The following is an 18,099-nucleotide window of genomic DNA, read 5'->3' on the forward strand; positions in this document are numbered from 1 at the left end:
CTGCTGCCGATCTCTCTGTGCTTGTGTGAATGCGTGGCAGCATTGACGAGTTCGTATTGAGCGCCTTTGCCGCTTCGCGTCGGCGGAAAAAGCTCGCACTCGACGCACGTCACCTCAAAACCAGCCGCCGTCACCTTCCTTGACTACCTTGTAGATGTCCGGGGTCTGGACCTCCGAACCGGGCTTGTGCTGGTCTGCCATGTTCGCCTGCTCATATCCCGCAGCCGCATTGATAACCCCTGCACATCAATGCTTAAGAAAATTGCACTTACCGTGTCAATTGATTTGCGTGAGTATCTGTACTCAAGATTCCCGCTAAAAGTGGAACGCAATAAAACGCATCGGAGACAAGCCATGCACGACACAAAGCGCATTCGACGCGGCTGACGATTGCCACCCGGGGCCGCTCATTCTCGTGGCCCAGCCTCTACCCATCCCGGACATCGCAACCCGAGCGCAAATGGCGCGGCGGCCGCTTTGTCATGTCCGGCGCTCGTTCGAACACCCGCTCTTATCTATCGCAATACCCTCAGGAGACAAACTTCATGCAAATCACCGGTATGTTGCACGGCGCGCGCCTGCTGCAATTCGTCGGGATCTCGTCACGCCCCGGAAGGCTTCTGCGGCTTCACCACCGAATCGCTCCTGGGTGAACGCAGCCTTGCCGAGGTTTGTTTCGCCGCATTGCTCGATTTCGAACCCGGCCGCGACGATCTTTTCGCCTTCAAGACGCTCGTCGGTCTCCTGCTCACCAACGGTCCGGGAGCCATCTCGGCGCAGGGTGCAAAGGGCGCCGTCTCGGCCGACGGTCCGGAAAGCCCCGAGCGCGTGCAACTCAACAAGGCGCTGGTCGGCTTTCTTTCGCATACCGGCTATACGCATGGCGGCAACGGCTATGAAGGCGTCGCGTTCCTGATCGAAGCGTTCCGGAACAGCGGCCTCGACGATCCGGCTGACCCTGAACATGGCGTGGACCTGCGCGCCCAGGCCGAGCGCGCGGTTGAGCGTTACGCGCAGTACAAGGCACGGCAGAAAAGCGCGGGTAGCCTCGACATCGCGAAGCTCCCGGGCGTCAATCATCCGGTGTTCAAGGACAGGCCCGTCAATCACGATCCCCGCGAGGTGTTCATCGCGAACTTGTGCGAGAAGCGCGGGGATCACAACGTGTTCCATGCGTTCTATCGCGAAGTGGTACAGGCGTTGTTCGATGCCGGCGTGTCCCGCAACGTGTACTGCGTCAACATCGATGCGGTGATCGCGGCCCTGCTGCTGAAGATGTTGTGGCAGCCGCTTCAACACGGTGAATTGACCGAGCGCGATCTCGAAAGCGCCGCGTTCACGATCTTCCTTTATCTCCGCATGCTCGGATGCGCGGCGGAAATCGACGATCACTTGAACCGGGGACGCAACATGGACACCCGCACGCCAGCCTCCCAGTGCCGCTTCGTAGCTTGAAAGCCACGGCGCTGACAACCAGCCGACATCAATTGTTTCTGTACCGCCGCGCTCGTCGGCAGCGCGGCCGTCGCGGCGAATGTGCATTGAAGCCGGTCCCCGTTCAACGTCGGCAGCCCGGCGGAATGCTGATGTTGGCGGCGTCGTGCGCAAGGACCGCACTTGCCTTCATCAGCGAACTTAGACTCACGACCCAAAGCGGTGGTTCGAGATAGGCGTGATCCAATGACTGCGTTCGTGTGAAGAGCGGACTGGCTCGCCAGTGACCACCTCATTGCGCCGTTGCCCGCCAGCGTGTCGCAAACCCTCCGTCTGTTCGAGGGCCGACGTCACTCATCCCGTGAATCAGGGTTTGCGTTTGCTCGGGCCACTAGTGAGTTTGCCAGCCGGCTTACGTGCACCCGTCGCTGAATTGCTGGCGCCCTTGCTGCGCAGCTTTTTCACCTCGAACGGATTAGTGCTGGACAGGCTTGGGCCTTTACCCGCGGCCACAACGCGCTCCACTGCAGGCTTGCGCTTGTCTAAGCCACTTTGCGGGCGCGGCTTGTTGGCAGGGATCTGCATGGCGCCAGAAGTCGCTTGCAGCACTTTGGGCTTCTTGGCCTTTTTGGGTTTCTTGACGATCTGGCCCGTCGCGCTGGTTTCCGGCACACGGTGTTCTGCTTCAAAACCCGGCTCTTCCTCGCGTGGCAGCGTTTGCCGAATCAGCGCTTCAATCGCGGCCAGTTGTGGCGCCTCATCGGCACACACGAGCGACACCGCCACGCCGCTCGCGCCCGCTCGGCCGGTACGGCCAATACGGTGCACATAGTCATGCGCCACGATCGGCAGATCGACGTTGATCACCAACGGCAGGTCGTCGATATCCAGCCCGCGCGCAGCCACATCGGTGGCTACCAGCATATCGACTTCGCCTGTTTTGAAGCGCTCCAGCGCACGCAACCGCGCGGGTTGCGGTTTGTCGCCGTGGATGGTGTCGACCGCATAGCCCGCTTCATCCAACATGGCCGCCAGATAATCCGCGCCTTTGCGTGTTTTGACGAAGACCAGCGCGTGCTCCCAGTTGTTTGCAGCGACAAGGTGCATGAAGAGGCCGGGCTTGTTTCTTTTATCAACGGTCACCACCCATTGCTTGATATTGCTGGCCGTTGCATTGGGCGGGCTGACGCTGATATCGACCGGGCTGCGCAGAATGCTCGCCGCCATGGCGCGGATGTCAGCGGTGAATGTGGCGGAGAACAGCAAGGTCTGGCGCTGTGCAGGCAAGGCCGCAAAGACGGCGTTGAGTTCGCGCGCAAAGCCCAGATCCAGCATACGGTCGGCTTCATCCAGCACCAGCGTTTGCACTTGATCGAACTGCACTGCGTTCTGGCGATTGAGATCCAGCAAACGGCCCGGCGTGGCAACGAGCACATCCACGCCTTTGCGCAACTTCATCATCTGCGGGTTGATACTCACGCCGCCGTAGGCGGCCATCAATCGCACATCGAGGCCTTTGCCGTAATCGATAAAGCTTTGCAGCACTTGTTCAGCCAGTTCACGCGTGGGCACCAGCACCAGAACACGCGCGCGGTTGCTGGACACAGACGGGCCGTCTTGCACCAGTCGTTGCAACAGCGGCAGCGCAAAACCCGCCGTTTTGCCGGTGCCGGTCTGAGCGGCAGCCATGACGTCCCTGCCACTTAGCACAGCAGGAATCGCCTTGGCCTGCACCGGTGTAGGTGTCTGGTAAGTGAGGTCCTGCAGGGTACGCAGTAGCGGATCGAGCAGGCCAAGCGAGGCAAAAGACATGTTCGTATTCCGGGCCAAATCTGCAATTTTAGCGGTTACGGCGCTGATTGCACCGGCGTAGATCGCGTGATCGACGATGAGCTCAAGCGCTGCTCTCGCCGCGTTAGGGCATTCGCAATCCTCCGCAAAGGCACTACGCCACGGCGCGCACCGTCGAGCAATGACTGCGCTAATAAGCTTCCGATACCCGTAACGACACCGCCTCAGCATCGACACCAGCGCTATTTCGCATCATCGCGAATGACGATGGTGCCTTTCCCAAATAGCACGTACAAAGCGTCTCGTCTGGCGCATCATGCTCGCACAACATTGACTCGCCGAACGAAGGCGTGCCTTCGCGAGCGGCGCATTGACGGAGCGAGACGAAACGATGCAACCCGAACACGGACCTGCCGGCCCGCTGACGCTTTACGACAAGATCTGGAACAGTCACCGCGTCATGTCACGCGACGACGGACAGGACCTCCTGTTCATCGATCGGCATTTCATCCACGACGTCACCGCGCAGTCCTTCGACATGCTGCGCAAGCGCGGACTCACGCCGCGCTCGCCCGAGCGCATCTTCGGCACCGCCGACCACTACGTGTCCAGCGCGGCGAACGGCCTGTCGGCCGTGACCGATCCCGAGCGGCGCTCGATGATCCTCGCGCTGCAGCGCGATGCCGCCGAGTCGCGCATCACCTTGTTCGACATGGACGATTCCCGTCGCGGCATCGTCCATGTGGTCGGTCCCGAGCAGGGATTGAGTCTGCCCGGCATGACCGTCGTGTGCGCGGACAGCCACACGTCGACGCACGGAGCGATGGGCGCGCTCGCGTTCGGCATCGGCGCGACCGAGGTGGCGCATGTCCTCGCCACGCAATGCCTATGGCAACGCAAATCGAGCAATATGCGCGTCACCCTCGATGGCACGCCCGGCAAAGGCGTCACCGCCAAGGACCTGATCCTCGCGGTCATCGCGCACATCGGTGTGGCCGGCGCTGCGGGCCACGTGATCGAGTACGCCGGCTCCGCAATCGCCGGTCTGTCGATGGAAGGACGGCTCACGCTATGCAACATGACCATCGAAGCCGGCGCGCGTGCCGGCATGATCGCGCCGGACGAGACCACTTTCGCGTACCTCGCCGGGCGTCCGTACGCCCCCGAAGGCGAGCAGTGGGACCGCGCGATGGCGCACTGGCGCACGCTATTCACCGACCCAGGCGCGCGTTTCAATCGTGAAGTGCATATCGACGTGGCGGGCATCGCCCCTATGGTGACGTGGGGCACCACGCCGGAATACGCCTGCGCCATCGACCGGCGCGTGCCCGATCCCGCGATGCAGCCCGATCCGGATCTGCGGGCGGCCATGTCGAGCGCGCTCGACTACATGGGGCTGGCTCCCGACGAGGCGCTGGAAGGCGTGGTCATCGACCGAGTGTTCATCGGCTCGTGCACGAACGGGCGCATCGAGGACATGCGTAGCGCGGCCGAGGTCGCGCGGGGACGCCGCATCGCAGCCGGCGTCGAGGCGTGGGTGGTGCCCGGCTCGCATGAGGTGCGGGCGCAAGCCGAGGCGGAAGGGCTGGACCGCGTGTTCCGCGAAGCCGGCTTCCAGTGGCGCTTTCCCGGCTGCTCGATGTGCCTTGCCACGAACGGCGACATCGCCGCGCCGGGGCAGCGATGCGCATCGACGTCCAATCGTAATTTCGTTGGCCGGCAGGGGCCCGGCGTACGCACGCATCTGATGAGCCCGGCCATGGCGGCTGCCGCTGCCGTGACAGGACGGCTGACCGATGTGCGCCGTCTCCTGGGAGCGTGAAGATGGAGAGCCTGACTCATCTCGATGCAGTCGCGGTCCCGATCGTCGCCATCAACTGCGATACCGACCAGATTCTGCCCGCGCGTTTCCTGCAGAAACCGCGCTCCGACGACTTCGGCCAGTTCCTGTTCCGCGCGCTGCGCTTCGGTCCAGATGGCGCGGAAAGGCCCGGCTTCGTGCTCAATCAGGCGCCGTTTCGCGCGTCGCGCATCGTGGTGGCGAACCACAACTTCGGTTGCGGCTCATCGCGCGAACACGCTGTCTGGGCACTGTATGACTACGGCATCCGGGCGGTGATCGCTCCGAGCTTCGGCGACATCTTCTTCATCAATTGCCTGAAAAACGGACTGCTGCCGATCGTGCTGCCGGAGACGGTAGTGCTTCCGCTGCTGGAACACTTGTCAATCAACGCGGGCAGCAGCATTTCGATCGATCTGCCCGCACAGACCGTCAGCCTGCCCGATGGCGTCTCGCATGGCTTCGAACTGGAGCCGTTCGCGAAGGAGTGCCTGCTGCGCGGCATGGACGAGATCGATTACACGCTTTCGCATCGCGACCGCATCGATGCGTTCGAGCGTGACCGTGTCAACGGATATTGACGCGCGCAATTTCGCAAACAACCTGGAGGAGGTCAGATGAAGATTGCAGTCATGCCCGGTGATGGTATCGGTCCCGAAGTCGTGGCGCAGGCGCTCAAGGTGCTGCAAGTGGTGGCGCCGCAGGCGGAGACTCAGGAGGCGCCTATCGGCGAGGCCGGCATTCAGGCGCATGGTGCGCCGCTTCCCGAGCCGACGCTCGATGTCGCGCGCAAGGCCGACGCGATCCTGTTCGGCGCGGTAGGCGTGGCCGACGAGGCCGACATTCCGCGCGAACGCCGTCCGGGAACGGGTCTCTTGCAATTGCGCGAAGCACTCACGCTGTACGCGAATTTCCGCCCGGCCTATATGTTTCCCGAGTTGATCGGCGCTTCGACGCTGCGGCCGGAAGTCGTCGACGGACTCGATATCGTCATCGTGCGCGAGCTGAACGGCGATGCGTACTTCGGCCAGCCGCGCGGCTTCGAAACCAGCGAGGCAGGCGAGCGGACGGGCTTCAACACGATGCGCTATAGCGAATCGGAAGTCGAACGCGTCGCGCATGCGGCCTTTCGCGCAGCGCGGCGCCGTCATCACAAGCTGTGTTCCGTCGACAAGGCGAACGTGCTGGAGGCGAGCCAGTTGTGGCGCGAGACCGTCACGCGCGTCGGGCGGGATTATCCGGACGTCGAACTAAGCCATCTGTTCGTGGACGCCGCCGCCATGATGCTGATGCGCCGCCCCAAGCAATTCGATGTGATCGTGACGGGCAACCTCTTCGGCGACATTCTGTCGGACGCCGCGGCGATGCTGACGGGATCGATCGGCATGCTGCCATCGGCGTCCCTCGGCTATGAGCGCAAGGGACTCTACGAGCCAGTGCACGGCTCCGCGCCGGATATCGCGGGCAAGGACGTGGCCAATCCGCTCGCCGCCATCCTCTCGCTTGCGATGATGCTGCGCGAAACCTTCGAGATGGAAGACGCCGCGGGCCGCGTCGAACGTGCCGTGCGGGCGGTGCTGTCCGCCGGCTACCGCACCGCCGACATCTATCAGGAGGGCACACGAAGCGTCGGCACCCGCGACATGGGCGATGCGGTCGTCGAAGCCTTGCGAACAGCAGTCGTTTAGGACGGATCGCGCCTCGAGCGGGCTGGCGTCTCGTGCGTCGTCAGTGCGAGATGCCGGCGTGCTCAGGCGGTTGTTCGTACCCACATCCCAAAAGGGAGGAGACAACCATGAAGCTGAAACATGCGGTTGCACTGTGTGCGGCGATGACGCTCGCTTGCGCATCGGCCGCGGCGGTGGCGAAGGACGTGCCGGAAAAGGCCGAACTGCACATCGCGGCCGCGTCGACAGGCATCACCTATCTGCCGATGCTCGTCGCGAAGCAGCGCGGCTATTTCAAGGACGAAGGGCTCGATGTCACCATCGCCGCATTCTCCGGCGGCTCGAAGACGCTGGAGGCGTTGCTGGGCGGCAGCTCCGACATGGTGGCGGGAGCCTACTCCAACACGATCACGATGGCCACGAAGGGCCAGCATCTCGTCGTGGTGGCCGCACAGGTGATATGCCCGGGCTGGATCTTCGGCGTGTCCCAAAAGCACGGGTCGGACGTGAAGTCGCCCAAGGACCTGAAGGGTCTGCGCATCGGTGTGAGCGCGCCCGGTTCGAGCACGCATATGGCCGTGAACTACATCCTGCATAAGGCGGGGCTGCAGCCATCCGACGTATCGATCATCGGCGTGGGACAGGCGGCCGGCGCGGTAGCGGCGGTGCGTGCGGGGCAGATCGACGCGCTCATCGTCAACGATCCCAGCGCGACGATCCTGACGAAAGACGGCAGCCTGAGGCCGCTCGAAAACATGCGTACAGCCGATGGCAACGTGAAGGTGTTCGGGTCCGACTATCCGGAGTCGAGCGTGTTCGCGACGCGCGAATTCATCGACAAGAATCCGAAGACGGTGCAGGCAGTCGCCAATGCAATCGTGCGCGCCGAGAAATGGATAGCCGGGGCCACGCCGCAGCAAGTCGCGGACAACGTGCCGCCGCAGTTCCTGGGCGACAACAAGGCGCTCTACGCCGAAGCCTTCACGAACAGCCGCCGTTGCATCGCGCAGAACGGCGAAATCACGGCACAAGGCGCGCGGACGGTCCACGAGGTGCTCGCGGCCTTCGATCCCGCAGTGGCATCGGCGAAGATCGATCTCGCCACGACCTATGACAACCGCTTCGTGAGAAAGGCAGCGGAGGTTCAGCCATGAGCACCGCCACGTATCGCGTCCCGCTCGAAACCGGACGTGCCGCGCGGTGCGAAGCCTTGCGATTCGAGAACGTGACCTGCACGTTCGCCGGCAATGGCAAGCGAGCGCAGACCTACACCGCGGTATCCGAGGGAAACCTGACGATCGGCGACGGCGAGTTCGTCTCGATCGTCGGCCCGACGGGTTGCGGCAAGTCCACGTTGCTCAACGTGGCCGCCGGCCTGACGCGGCCTTCGTCGGGCAGCCTGAGCGTGTTCGGCAAGAAGCTGACGCAAGGTCTGAATACGCAGGCAGCGTATCTGTTTCAGGTCGATGCGCTGATGCCCTGGAAGACGGCCGAAGAAAACATCGCCATCGGCCTTATTTTTCGGGGGGTGCCGCGTGACGAGGCGCTGAACGTCGCGCGTGGCTGGCTCGAGCGCGTGGGCCTGCATGGTCACGGGAAGAAGTATCCGCATCAGCTGTCCGGGGGCATGCGCAAGCGCGCCGGACTGGCGCAGGCGCTGGCGCTCGATCCCCGCATCATCCTGATGGACGAACCGTTCAGCGCGCTCGATATCCAGACGCGCCACCTGATGGAAAACGAGCTGTTGCAACTGTGGTCGAACGACCGAAAGTCCGTGATGTTCGTGACTCACGATCTCGAAGAGGCGATCTCACTGTCCGACCGGGTGATCGTGTTGTCGGCGGGGCCGGGAACGCGGCCCATCGCCGAATTCGAGATCGACCTCGAACGGCCGCGTGAGATGTCGGAAATCCGGATGACGCAGCGTTTCCTTCAACTGCACACTCAGATCTGGGACGTGCTTCGAGACGAGGTCCTGAAAAGCTATGCGCGCAATCGAGTTTGACCCCAACAATCGTTTCGCCGTGCTGGCGACGCGGCTCGCCATTCTGTTCGGCGTCCTGTTCGTCTGGTGGCTCGGCACGTCGCAGAAATGGCTGTCGCCGTTCTTCTTCGGGGACCCGCTGGGCGTGGCGCGCCGCATCGTCGAATGGTTCGTGACGGGCTCAGTGTTCAGCCACCTGTACACGACGCTGCTCGAAACCCTGCTGGCGTTCGCCATCGGTACGGTTCTCGGACTGGGATGCGGGCTCTGGCTCGCGCTCAGCCCGTTTCTGGCTGTCGTGTTCGATCCCTTCATCAAGGCAATGAACTCGATGCCGCGTCTCATCTTTGCGCCGATTTTCGCGCTCTGGTTCGGACTCGGCATCTGGTCGAAGGTGGCGTTGGGTGTGACGCTGGTCTTCTTCGTCGTGTTCTTCAACGTGTTCCAGGGAGTGCGGGAGGTGAGCCCGACGGTGCTGTCCAACACCCGCATGCTCGGCGCGAACTCGCGTCAGTTGATGAGGCATGTCTATCTTCCTTCCGCGACGAGCTGGGTATTCTCGAGCCTGCATAACGCGATCGGCATCGCGTTCGTCGGCAGCGTGGTAGGCGAGTATCTCGGCTCGGAGAAGGGCGTGGGTTATCTGATTTTGCTGGCCGAAGGCGTGTTCGATATCAACTCGGTCATCGCGGGCATTCTGGTACTGACCGTGTTCGCTCTCGTGCTCGATACCGCCGTCTCGATGATCGAAGACTATCTGCTGCGCTGGCGGCCGGTGGCCGGGCAAACCGTTGCCGCAAGCGCCTGAGTGCGTCATCGCGATGACAAGCCAACTTTGAGGAAACGAAATTGCAGACGAACACCATCAATCTGAAGGACCGCGTCGCGGTCGTGACCGGAGGCGCGCAAGGCATCGGGCTGGAGGTCGGACGCCGGTTGCTGGAATCGGGCGCGCGGCTCGTGATCTGGGACATCAATGCTGCGGGCGTCGAGCAGGCGCGTGGTCAGCTTGGCGAACACGAGGTTCACTTCGAGCGTGTCGACATCGCCGATTATGCGAGCGTTCAGGCGGCTGTCGCGAGCACGCTGAAAGCGGCGGGGCGCATCGATATTCTCATCAATAACGCGGCGATCGTGGGACCGAATGCGCCCCTGATCGACTATCCGATCGGCGCGTGGAAGCAGGTGATGGACGTCGACCTCAACGGCACCTTTCATTGCTGCCGCGCCGTGGCGCCCGAAATGATCCGGCAGAACTACGGCCGCATCGTCAATCTTGCGTCGGTGGCGGGCAAGGAGGGAAATCCGAACGCCGCGGCCTATAGCTCGGCCAAGGCTGCGGTCATCGCGATGACGAAATCGCTCGGCAAGGAACTGGCGCGTCACGACATCGCGGTCAATTGCGTCACGCCCGCCGTCGCCCGCACGCCCGGGGCGATGGAGCAGGCGCCCGAGCATATCGAGTACATGCTGGGCAAGATTCCGCGCGGGCGGTTCCTCGAACTCAACGAGGCCGCCGCGATGATTGCCTGGCTTGCCAGCGAAGAGAATTCCTTCACTACCGCAGCGGTATTCGACCTGTCCGGCGGACGCGCCACCTACTGAAGCGAGTATTCCTCCATGAAGCTGTTACGTTACGGTTCACCGGGTCACGAAAAGCCCGGCCTTCTCGATGCGCAAGGACATATTCGCGACCTGTCGAATCATGTCGACGACATCGCGGGTGACGTCTTGCACCCCGAAAGCCTTGCCCGCCTCAAGGCGCTCGACGCCGCGTCGTTACCGCGCGTCGAAGGTAACCCGCGCATCGGCGCCTGCGTGGGCGGCACGCGCAAGTTCATCTGCATCGGCCTGAATTACTTCGATCATGCGGCGGAAACGGGCGCCACGGTGCCGCCTGAGCCGATCATCTTCATGAAGGCGACGAGCGCGATCACCGGTCCGAACGACGCGGTCGAGATTCCCCGCGGCTCATTCAAGACCGACTGGGAAGTCGAGTTGGGCGTCGTCATCGGCAAGACCGCCAAGTACGTGAGCGAGGCCGATGCGATGAATCATGTCGCGGGCTACTGCGTCATCAACGATGTGTCCGAGCGCGCGTTTCAGGCGGAGCGCCAGGGCCAGTGGACGAAGGGGAAATCGGCGGATACGTTCGGCCCGACCGGTCCCTGGCTCGTGACCACGGACGAGATTCCCGATCCACAGTCGCTGCGGATGTGGCTGGAGGTCAACGGGCATCGTTACCAGAACGGCAGCACCATCACGATGGTGTACCGGGTGCCGCACCTGGTGTCCTATCTGTCGCGCTTCATGTCGTTGCAGCCTGGCGACATTATTTCGACCGGCACGCCGCCGGGCGTCGGCCTGGGGCAGAAGCCGCCGGTCTACCTGAAACCGGGCGATATCATGACGCTCGGTATCGAGGGACTGGGCCAGCAGCGCCAGCACGTCGTGCAGGGATGAACACGGCGGGCCACGAATATTGCGAGGAGACAAACCATCGTGACAGTGCTTGGGCGTCGAGTATTGATCGCACTGGCCGCTTTCGCGGTCGCCTCGAATGCGGCGGCTGCCAGCGCCGCGCCGGCTCCGGAGAAGCCCCGGCTCCATCTGGCTGCGGCGGGCGTCGGCTTTCCTTACCTGCCCTTCGTCATCGCGGACAGCCGGGGATACTTCAAACAAGCCGGGCTTGACGTCGAGATCGGCGTGTTCAGCGGCGGCGCGAAGGCGCTCCAGGCGATGATGGGCGGCAGCGCCGATATCGTCGCCGGCGCCTACTCGAACACCATCACCATGGCCGCCAAAGGACAGAAGCTGGTCTCGTTCGTGACGCTGGCTTCGTGCCCCGGCTGGGTGTTCGGCGCGACGCGGGCAAGCCACGGCAAGATCAGGACTTATGCGGACCTCAAAGGGATGCGCATCGGCGTGAGCTCGCCGGGGTCGAGCTTTCACATGGGCGTGAACTACCTGCTGAGCAAGGCCGGTGTGAAGCCGGGCGACGTATCCATCATCGGCGTCGGCTCTTCCGCGGGCGCGATCGCCGCGGCGCGCAGCGGTCAGATCGACGCCCTGATGAGCAACGATCCGGTCGCGACCGTGCTTCAGGGCAGCGGCGACCTGTTTCCACTGGCCGTGATGCGAGATCCGGCTGGTACGCGCGACACCCTGGGCGGTGACTATCCGGAGGCGGCCATCTATACGACGAGGGACTTTCTCGTCAAGTATCCGAACACCGTGCAGGCGGTGACGAACGCCGTTATCGAGGCCGAGCGCTGGATGGCGCATGCGACGCCCGAGCAAGTGGCGGCCGCCGTGCCGAAGCAATATGCGCTTGCCGACAAAGACGTGTTCGCGCGTGCCTATGCCAACATGCAGAGCTGCATTTCGCGCGACGGCCTGATGACGGATGCCGCCGCGCATACGGTGCACGATGTCCTGACCGCATTCGATCCGGACATCGGCAAGGCGTCGATCGATCTGAAGGCGACGTACGACAATCGTTTCGTCGAGAACGCGAACAAGCGCTGAACGGAGGAGGCTGAGCATGAAGAGCGACGTCCGCATCCTGGCAGAAGGCTTGAAGTTCCCCGAAGGGCCCGTGGCGATGCCCGATGGCTCGGTGGTGCTCGTCGAAATCGAGCGTGAGACCGTCAGCCGCGTCTCTGCCGACGGGACGGTAGAGGTGCTCGCAGAAGTGGGCGGAGGGCCCAACGGCCTTGCGCTAGGACCTGACGGCGCTTTCTATATCTGCAACAACGGCGGCTTTCTCTTTCGCACCGTGGCCGGGCTGAACCGCACGCGACCGGGTGTTCATCCCGACTATACGAGCGGGCGGATCGAACGCTTCGACCCGGATACGGGCGCGCTGACGACGCTCTACGACCGTTGTGGCGACTATCCGTTGTGCGGTCCTAACGATATCGTGTTCGACCATGAGGGCGGCTTCTATTTCACCGATTTCGGCAAGAACCGGCTGCGCGATCGCGATCACGCCGGTCTCTATTACGGACGAGCCGACGGATCGACGATCGTCGAAGTTGCTTATCCGCTCACCACGGCGAACGGCGTGGGCCTGTCGCCGGACGACCGCGTCGTCTATGTGGCCGAAACTGAAACGGCGCGCTTATGGGCTTTCGACCTGGACGCCCCGGGCAGGGCGCGCAAGCATCCTTATCCGTCTCCGCACGGCGGGCGTCTCGTGTGCGGACTGCCGGGCTACCAGCGCTTCGACAGTCTGGCCGTCGACGCGGAAGGGAACATCTGCGTGGCGACGCTGGTGACAGGATGCATTACCGTCGTCGCGCCGACCGGCGAGGTGTTGCGGCAAGTGATGGTGCCGGACGGCATGGTGACGAACATCTGTTTCGGCGGCGCGGACATGAAAACCGCCTATGTCACGATGTCCGGCACAGGGCGCCTGGGCGCATTGTCATGGCCGCAAGCGGGGCTGAAGCTCGCCTATTCCTGATTGCCGGGCTGATGCTGCGCACTGGCGAGCAAGTGCTTAAGAAACAGGTGGACTGGCGCGGGAAGCGACTCGGCCTCGCGTACGCAGATTTTCCAGTGGCGCACGGCCCAGGGCTCGTCCAGCAATACGGCGACGAGCGGCGCCGAGCTGACGTAACGTTCGGCGTGATGTTCCGGCACCAGACCGACGCCGAGCCTCGCTTCGACCATGCTGCGTACCGGCTCGAAGCCGTTGACGCGAATGGAGAGCTTGAGCGGATGGTCGAGGTCCGCCGCCGCGCGCAGCACGAGCGAGTTCAAGAAGCTGCCTTCTTGCGGTCCCACCAGCGGATATTCGGCCACTTCGCGGAATTTCACCCGGCCCGCGTGACCGAGCGGGTGATCGGGCGGCATGATGACGACGAGCCGGTCGCTACGGTAGGGGTAGACCTGCAGGCCGGCAGCGACGGTCGTGCCGCCGAACACGCCAATATCGGCAGTGTTCTCGGCGACGGCGCGCACGACGGCGGGACTCAGGCTCTCTTGCAGATCGATGCGCAAGGCCGGATGCCGGTCGAGAAACACGCGGATGTCATTGGCAATGTACTGGACGATGGTCGAAAGGCTGGCATGCAGCCGGATCTGACCGCGCACGCCCTCGGCATGGTCGAGCAGTTCGCTTTCCATTTGCTGGATGTCGAGCAGAAGCGTCCGTGCGTGTTGCAGCAGCGCGGCGGCCGCGACGGTCAGTTCCAGACCTTTGTTGCTGCGGACGAACAGCGCGGTCTTGAGGGTATCCTCGAGCTGGGACATGCGCTTGCTGATGGCCGACGGCGCAATGTTCTCGAATTCCGCTGCCCGCGCGATGCTGCCGTGTTCGCAGACGGCGACGAAAAGCCTCAGCGAGTGAAGGTCGAAACGCAAGTTTGTCTCCCGGGACACGTGTCGTGAAAAGGTGAGTCCAGGCTTGGGTATTGGACGAACTTCTGAAAACGTTCACCCTTTCTTGTACGTGTACTTGTACTTTAACCGCGAAGGGCGGCGCATTAGCGGCCTGTGTCGAGCAGCCACGGTGGAATGTCGCGTACACCGTTGAGGACTCGCCATACTTCAACGTGATCTCTGCGATCCACATAGAAAACAACATGCAGATAGCGTTTGAGTAAACAGGATATCAGCCCTGGCAGGCCAGGCTCATAGCCGTACCGCGGTGAGCCAATGGAAGGATTTCTACCCAAGCGCCGGTAGGCATCTTCGAGTGCAGCGATGAAGCCCAGCGCAGCCTTCCCGGATTCTTCGTCGAAGAAGTAATAGTCGATTCCAACTTCGACATCATCCGGTTGTTATCGTCAAAGGATTGGCTCGAAGCTTAATCGAGTTCCTCCACCCCAAGCTCGATGGGATGTCATTTTTGCCACGTCATCGAATTGCTACTCCCAATCGCGCACCTCGGCAACGTCATGCATCGCGCTTCGCCGCGCACGCGATTATGTAACCATTCGTTACCCACTGAATCCGTCCTCGAAACGTTTCCGTATCAGTGACCGAGAGCGGCCCGCGCTGCTTTCCTGTTCCTGGTGCGTCGGGCCATGCGCGAATGGCCCGAACCGGCACCGCCAACGTAACTCCAGGGAGACGGACATGGCTGACAAACTTGCACTGACCGATGTACTCGACCGGCGCGTCGAGCGCCGTGAGAAACGCCGCCAATTCTTTCGAAGTGCCGGCGGCTTGGGGCTTGGGCTAGTGGGCGGTACGATCCTTGGCGCATGCGGCGGTGGTTCGGGAGACAGCGCGCAGGCGGCGACCGGGCCGACCGACGCCGAGATCCTCAACTTTGCGTTGAACCTCGAGTATCTGGAGGCGACCTTTTATGCATATGCGACGACCGGGGCCGGCCTTCCTTCGAACCTGGTAAGCGGAACCGGCACTCCGGGCAAGGTTGTTCCCGGCCAGCAGGTCCCTTTCTCGGACCCCGTCGTGGCCGCCTACGCTCGCGAGATCGCCAAGGATGAGCTTGAACATGTGGCTTTCTTGCGCAGCGCGCTGGGCGGCGCTGCAGTCGCCATGCCTTCACTTGATGTGGGCGGGACCGACCCCAACGGGGCATTCTCCGTCGCAGCGCAAGCAGCCGGTCTTGCGCCAGCTGGAACCGCGTTTAATCCATATCTCAACGACAATAATTTCCTTTTGGGGGCTTTCATCTTTGAAGATGTCGGGGTGACGGCATATAAGGGCGCGTCACCGCTCATCACCAATAAGACCTACCTGGAAGCTGCTGCCGGTATTCTTGCTGCCGAGGCCTATCATGCAGGGCTTGTCAGAACCGTTCTTTACTCAAAAGGCATGCAGACGCCAAGCCTCGTGACCGCAACGCAAGCGATCTCCGATGCACGCGATTCGCTGGATTCGTCTAGTGACGTGGACCAGGGTATTGCGGGCGCGAATACTCAGGTCTCGAATATCGTTCCGCTAGATAACAACGGCATTGCTTTCAGTCGTAGTTACGACGATGTACTCAACATTGTCTATTTGAACAAGGGCGCAGTCTCGCAGGGAGGCTTCTTCCCGGCGGGTGTGAATGGCACGCTTCACATGAGCAGTGCTTTCGCTTAACGGTGATATGCATCCGTCGACTGAGGATCGCGAGAGTGCCTGGCGCTCGTTTCCTGTCGGTCGACTCAACGAATTCTCGTGGGCATATGAGACCCGGGGCGCTTTTAGCGGCGTCTTGGCCCATTCGGCTCAGGCCTCCACGCGGAGTGACCTCGATCGCGGCGCGCGTCAATGATCTGGACGATTGCCAAACTGCGCCGATGCCCGCGGTCGTCCGAGAGAACTATATCTTTGCAGTCGCAAGAGATACTGATAAGGCGCAGTGCTATATTGCGCGTCATACGAGCTAAACGAACCCCGACGCAACTTGCCGATGACGGACACGACCTCAGGCAGCGCCGCAGACCCCGACGCCTACTTTCAGGACGACGTCGAAGCCCAGCGCCGGGAACGCTTGAACCGGATGCTCCTAAGTGCGGCGACAGGCGACGAGCGAGCTTTCGCCGAACTGTATCGCGCGACCTCCGCGCGCGTCTTTGGTGTAATCGTGCGCATGATCCAGGACCGAGGCGAAGCCGAGGACATCCTGCAGGAGGTCTACGTTACAGCGTGGCGCCGTGCGGATTCCTTCGACCCGGCGCGCGGCAGCGCCGTCACCTGGCTTCTCACCGTCGGTCGCAACCGCACGATCGACCGCTTGCGGCAGCATCGCGACGAACTGTTCACCGAATACGACGCAACTGAAGTCGCCGATGAGGCTCCGACGCCAGCGGTCGTGGCGCAATCGAGCGAGGAACGGCGGCGGCTGGAAGACTGTCTGGATCTACTCGAGCCACAACAGAAAAAGGCGATTCGTGAGGCGTTCTTCACCGGCGCGACGTATAACGAACTGGCACAGCGCCTCGCTGTGCCGCTTGGCACGATGAAAAGCTGGATCCGCCGCAGCTTGATGCAACTCAAGGCCTGCCTCACACGATGAATACGCCCGCTTCCAACGACGACGACCTACGTTGTGCGGAGTACGCGCTTGGCGTGCTCGATGCGCAGGAACGCGCCGCGCTGGAACTCGATGCGTCGCGCGACCTGGCGCTGCAAAACAGGCTGGATGCGTGGCAGCAACGGCTCGCGCCGCTCTCCGAAGATACCCGGCCGATTGCGCCGCCTGAGCGTGTATGGACGCGCATTCGCAGTGACCTCGGTTTCGCATCGGCGCAGTCAAGCGCGGCCAGGCAGAGGCGATTCTGGGACAGCCTGCGGGTCTGGCGCTGGCTCACCGTTGGCACGAGCGTCGCGGCGCTTGTCTTGCTGGGCGCGGTCGTCACGCTGACGCAGCAAGTACCGCGAGCCCCGACGACGTCAACTGCTTCACACGGATACCTGGTGTCGACGATCGCACGCACGGACGGCTCCGTGCAATGGAGCGCGACCATCGATTTGCAACGCGCTCGCCTGGTCGTCACGCCCACGACGCGTGCGGCGATCCGCGCAGATCGGGCGACCGAACTATGGCTCGTCCCGCCGCACGCGAAGCCCATCGCCCTTGGTGTCTTTCCTTCAGACCGCCCCGCGACGCTGACGCTGTCGACCGAGACGATCGGCCACTTCAGCGAACAGGCTGTATTGGCGGTGTCGGAAGAGCCACCGGGCGGCTCGCCGACTGGCGCTCCCACGGGACCGGTGCTGGCGACGGGCAACATGCACGCGATCTGAAGATAGGATCATCGAAAGGCTTCCTGCGGGTTGACGATGCTGCCGCTTCGTTGATGCCAGCCATCGCGCATCGAAGGTCCGTAAAGCAAGCCGACAACCGTTTCGATTCGCAACGTTAAGAATCTTTACGGTCAACCCTCTCGAACGTTCAGCGATTCGCGCCAAGCCCCGCCAGCCGGGGCTTTCGCATGATTGGCCCAGCCCTTGCATTGATGGCCTCCGCCAACAAACCGGAGCCGTCCATGATCGAAGCAGGCCGAAGCGCCACGCTCACGCATACCGTCTCATCCGCCGATCTCGCCTCTGCTCACGCTCATGAAGCGGATGAGCGCTATCCCGATGTGCTATCCACGCCCGCATTGCTGTCCCTGATCGAACGCGCCTGTGCGGAACTCATGCGCGATTCGCTGCGCGACGGACAGCTCTCCGTGGGCGTCACCACGCATCTCAATCATCTCGCGCCGACACCGAATGGCGCCAATGTCGCCGCCACCGCGACGTTTCGTGCAGTCGAAGGCGCGCTGTACTGGTTCGACGTCGTCGCGGCCGATAACGGCGGGCCTGTCGGCAGCGCGAGCCATGCACGGGCCATCGTCGAGAGAAGCGTCATCGAAGCGCGCGCCGCGAAGCGCCGTTCGTCATGAGCGTGCACGTCATAACAATGAATTCGC

General features: G+C 62.7%; 17 protein-coding genes and 2 pseudogenes. 15 read left to right on the forward strand and 4 right to left on the reverse strand.

The features are described from left to right. Nucleotides 1–585 precede the first annotated feature (585 nt). A pseudogene (locus BG57_RS10035) lies at nt 586–1,455 on the forward strand (citrate synthase family protein); the annotation flags it as partial. Nucleotides 1,456–1,800: 345 nt separating this feature from the next. On the opposite strand, the gene BG57_RS10040 reads toward BG57_RS10035, so the two are convergent. Next, complete coding sequence (locus tag BG57_RS10040) at nt 1,801–3,246, reverse strand: DEAD/DEAH box helicase (RefSeq protein WP_035962656.1); 1,446 nt, start codon at nt 3,244–3,246, stop codon at nt 1,801–1,803. Nucleotides 3,247–3,616: 370 nt separating this feature from the next. Here BG57_RS10040 and leuC point away from each other — a divergent pair, with 370 nt between their 5' ends. The 10 genes from leuC (at nt 3,617) to BG57_RS10090 (ending at nt 13,184) form a co-directional block, all read left to right on the forward strand. Beyond that, nucleotides 3,617–5,047 carry a 3-isopropylmalate dehydratase large subunit gene (leuC, locus tag BG57_RS10045; RefSeq protein WP_035962657.1) on the forward strand — a complete coding sequence of 477 codons (1,431 nt, stop codon included), beginning with the start codon at nt 3,617–3,619 and terminating at the stop codon, nt 5,045–5,047. Nucleotides 5,048–5,049: 2 nt separating this feature from the next. Beyond that, nucleotides 5,050–5,646: a 3-isopropylmalate dehydratase small subunit gene (gene leuD / locus BG57_RS10050; protein WP_035962658.1), complete on the forward strand. Its 597-nt coding sequence runs from the start codon at nt 5,050–5,052 to the stop codon at nt 5,644–5,646. A gap of 36 nt (nt 5,647–5,682) precedes the next feature. Further along, nucleotides 5,683–6,753 carry a 3-isopropylmalate dehydrogenase gene (leuB, locus tag BG57_RS10055; RefSeq protein ID WP_035962659.1) on the forward strand — a complete coding sequence of 357 codons (1,071 nt, stop codon included), beginning with the start codon at nt 5,683–5,685 and terminating at the stop codon, nt 6,751–6,753. A 107-nt stretch (nt 6,754–6,860) separates the two neighbouring features. Then, complete coding sequence (locus BG57_RS10060; protein ID WP_035962660.1) at nt 6,861–7,886, forward strand: ABC transporter substrate-binding protein; 1,026 nt, start codon at nt 6,861–6,863, stop codon at nt 7,884–7,886. After that, nucleotides 7,883–8,737, forward strand: a complete 855-nt coding sequence (locus BG57_RS10065; protein ID WP_035962661.1) for an ABC transporter ATP-binding protein — start codon at nt 7,883–7,885, stop codon at nt 8,735–8,737. Before BG57_RS10060 ends, BG57_RS10065 begins: the two co-directional genes overlap by 4 nt. Further along, entirely contained in the window at nt 8,718–9,524 is an 807-nt protein-coding gene (locus BG57_RS10070) for an ABC transporter permease (RefSeq protein WP_035962663.1), read from the forward strand. Before BG57_RS10065 ends, BG57_RS10070 begins: the two co-directional genes overlap by 20 nt. Nucleotides 9,525–9,565: 41 nt before the next feature. After that, the gene (locus BG57_RS10075) at nt 9,566–10,321 is read left to right on the forward strand and encodes an SDR family NAD(P)-dependent oxidoreductase (RefSeq protein ID WP_035962665.1); all 756 of its coding nucleotides are present in this window, start codon (nt 9,566–9,568) and stop codon (nt 10,319–10,321) included. Nucleotides 10,322–10,336: 15 nt separating this feature from the next. Next, on the forward strand, nt 10,337–11,179 hold the full coding sequence (locus tag BG57_RS10080) for a fumarylacetoacetate hydrolase family protein (protein WP_035962668.1): 843 nt from the start codon (nt 10,337–10,339) through the stop codon (nt 11,177–11,179). Nucleotides 11,180–11,218: 39 nt separating this feature from the next. Next, the gene (locus BG57_RS10085) at nt 11,219–12,244 is read left to right on the forward strand and encodes an ABC transporter substrate-binding protein (RefSeq protein WP_371875867.1); all 1,026 of its coding nucleotides are present in this window, start codon (nt 11,219–11,221) and stop codon (nt 12,242–12,244) included. Between the two features lie 16 nt (nt 12,245–12,260). Then, nucleotides 12,261–13,184 (forward strand): SMP-30/gluconolactonase/LRE family protein, encoded by a 924-nt coding sequence (locus BG57_RS10090; protein ID WP_035962670.1) that lies wholly within the window; start codon nt 12,261–12,263, stop codon nt 13,182–13,184. On the opposite strand, the gene BG57_RS10095 is transcribed toward BG57_RS10090, so the two are convergent. The 3 genes and pseudogenes from BG57_RS10095 to BG57_RS31470 form a co-directional block, all read right to left on the reverse strand. Next, complete coding sequence (locus tag BG57_RS10095; protein WP_229754024.1) at nt 13,175–13,849, reverse strand: LysR substrate-binding domain-containing protein; 675 nt, start codon at nt 13,847–13,849, stop codon at nt 13,175–13,177. The genes BG57_RS10090 and BG57_RS10095 overlap by 10 nt on opposite strands. Before the next feature lie 108 nt (nt 13,850–13,957). After that, nucleotides 13,958–14,104: pseudogene (locus tag BG57_RS33685) on the reverse strand (helix-turn-helix domain-containing protein); the annotation flags it as partial. A gap of 104 nt (nt 14,105–14,208) precedes the next feature. Next, nucleotides 14,209–14,481 (reverse strand): type II toxin-antitoxin system RelE/ParE family toxin, encoded by a 273-nt coding sequence (locus BG57_RS31470; RefSeq protein WP_152562558.1) that lies wholly within the window; start codon nt 14,479–14,481, stop codon nt 14,209–14,211. A gap of 322 nt (nt 14,482–14,803) precedes the next feature. Here BG57_RS31470 and BG57_RS10100 point away from each other — a divergent pair, with 322 nt between their 5' ends. From BG57_RS10100 to BG57_RS10115, 4 genes are all read left to right on the forward strand, one after another. Next, the gene (locus BG57_RS10100) at nt 14,804–15,778 is read left to right on the forward strand and encodes a ferritin-like domain-containing protein (RefSeq protein ID WP_035962672.1); all 975 of its coding nucleotides are present in this window, start codon (nt 14,804–14,806) and stop codon (nt 15,776–15,778) included. Nucleotides 15,779–16,091: 313 nt separating this feature from the next. Then, the gene (locus BG57_RS10105; RefSeq protein ID WP_035962673.1) at nt 16,092–16,697 is read left to right on the forward strand and encodes a sigma-70 family RNA polymerase sigma factor; all 606 of its coding nucleotides are present in this window, start codon (nt 16,092–16,094) and stop codon (nt 16,695–16,697) included. After that, the gene (locus BG57_RS10110) at nt 16,694–17,428 is read left to right on the forward strand and encodes an anti-sigma factor (protein ID WP_035962674.1); all 735 of its coding nucleotides are present in this window, start codon (nt 16,694–16,696) and stop codon (nt 17,426–17,428) included. Before BG57_RS10105 ends, BG57_RS10110 begins: the two co-directional genes overlap by 4 nt. A 242-nt stretch (nt 17,429–17,670) precedes the next feature. Then, nucleotides 17,671–18,072, forward strand: coding sequence for a thioesterase family protein (locus tag BG57_RS10115; protein WP_035962780.1), 402 nt, complete (start codon nt 17,671–17,673; stop codon nt 18,070–18,072). Nucleotides 18,073–18,099: the final 27 nt, after the last annotated feature.

Source organism: Caballeronia grimmiae (assembly GCF_000698555.1).
GTDB lineage: Bacteria > Pseudomonadota > Gammaproteobacteria > Burkholderiales > Burkholderiaceae > Caballeronia > Caballeronia grimmiae.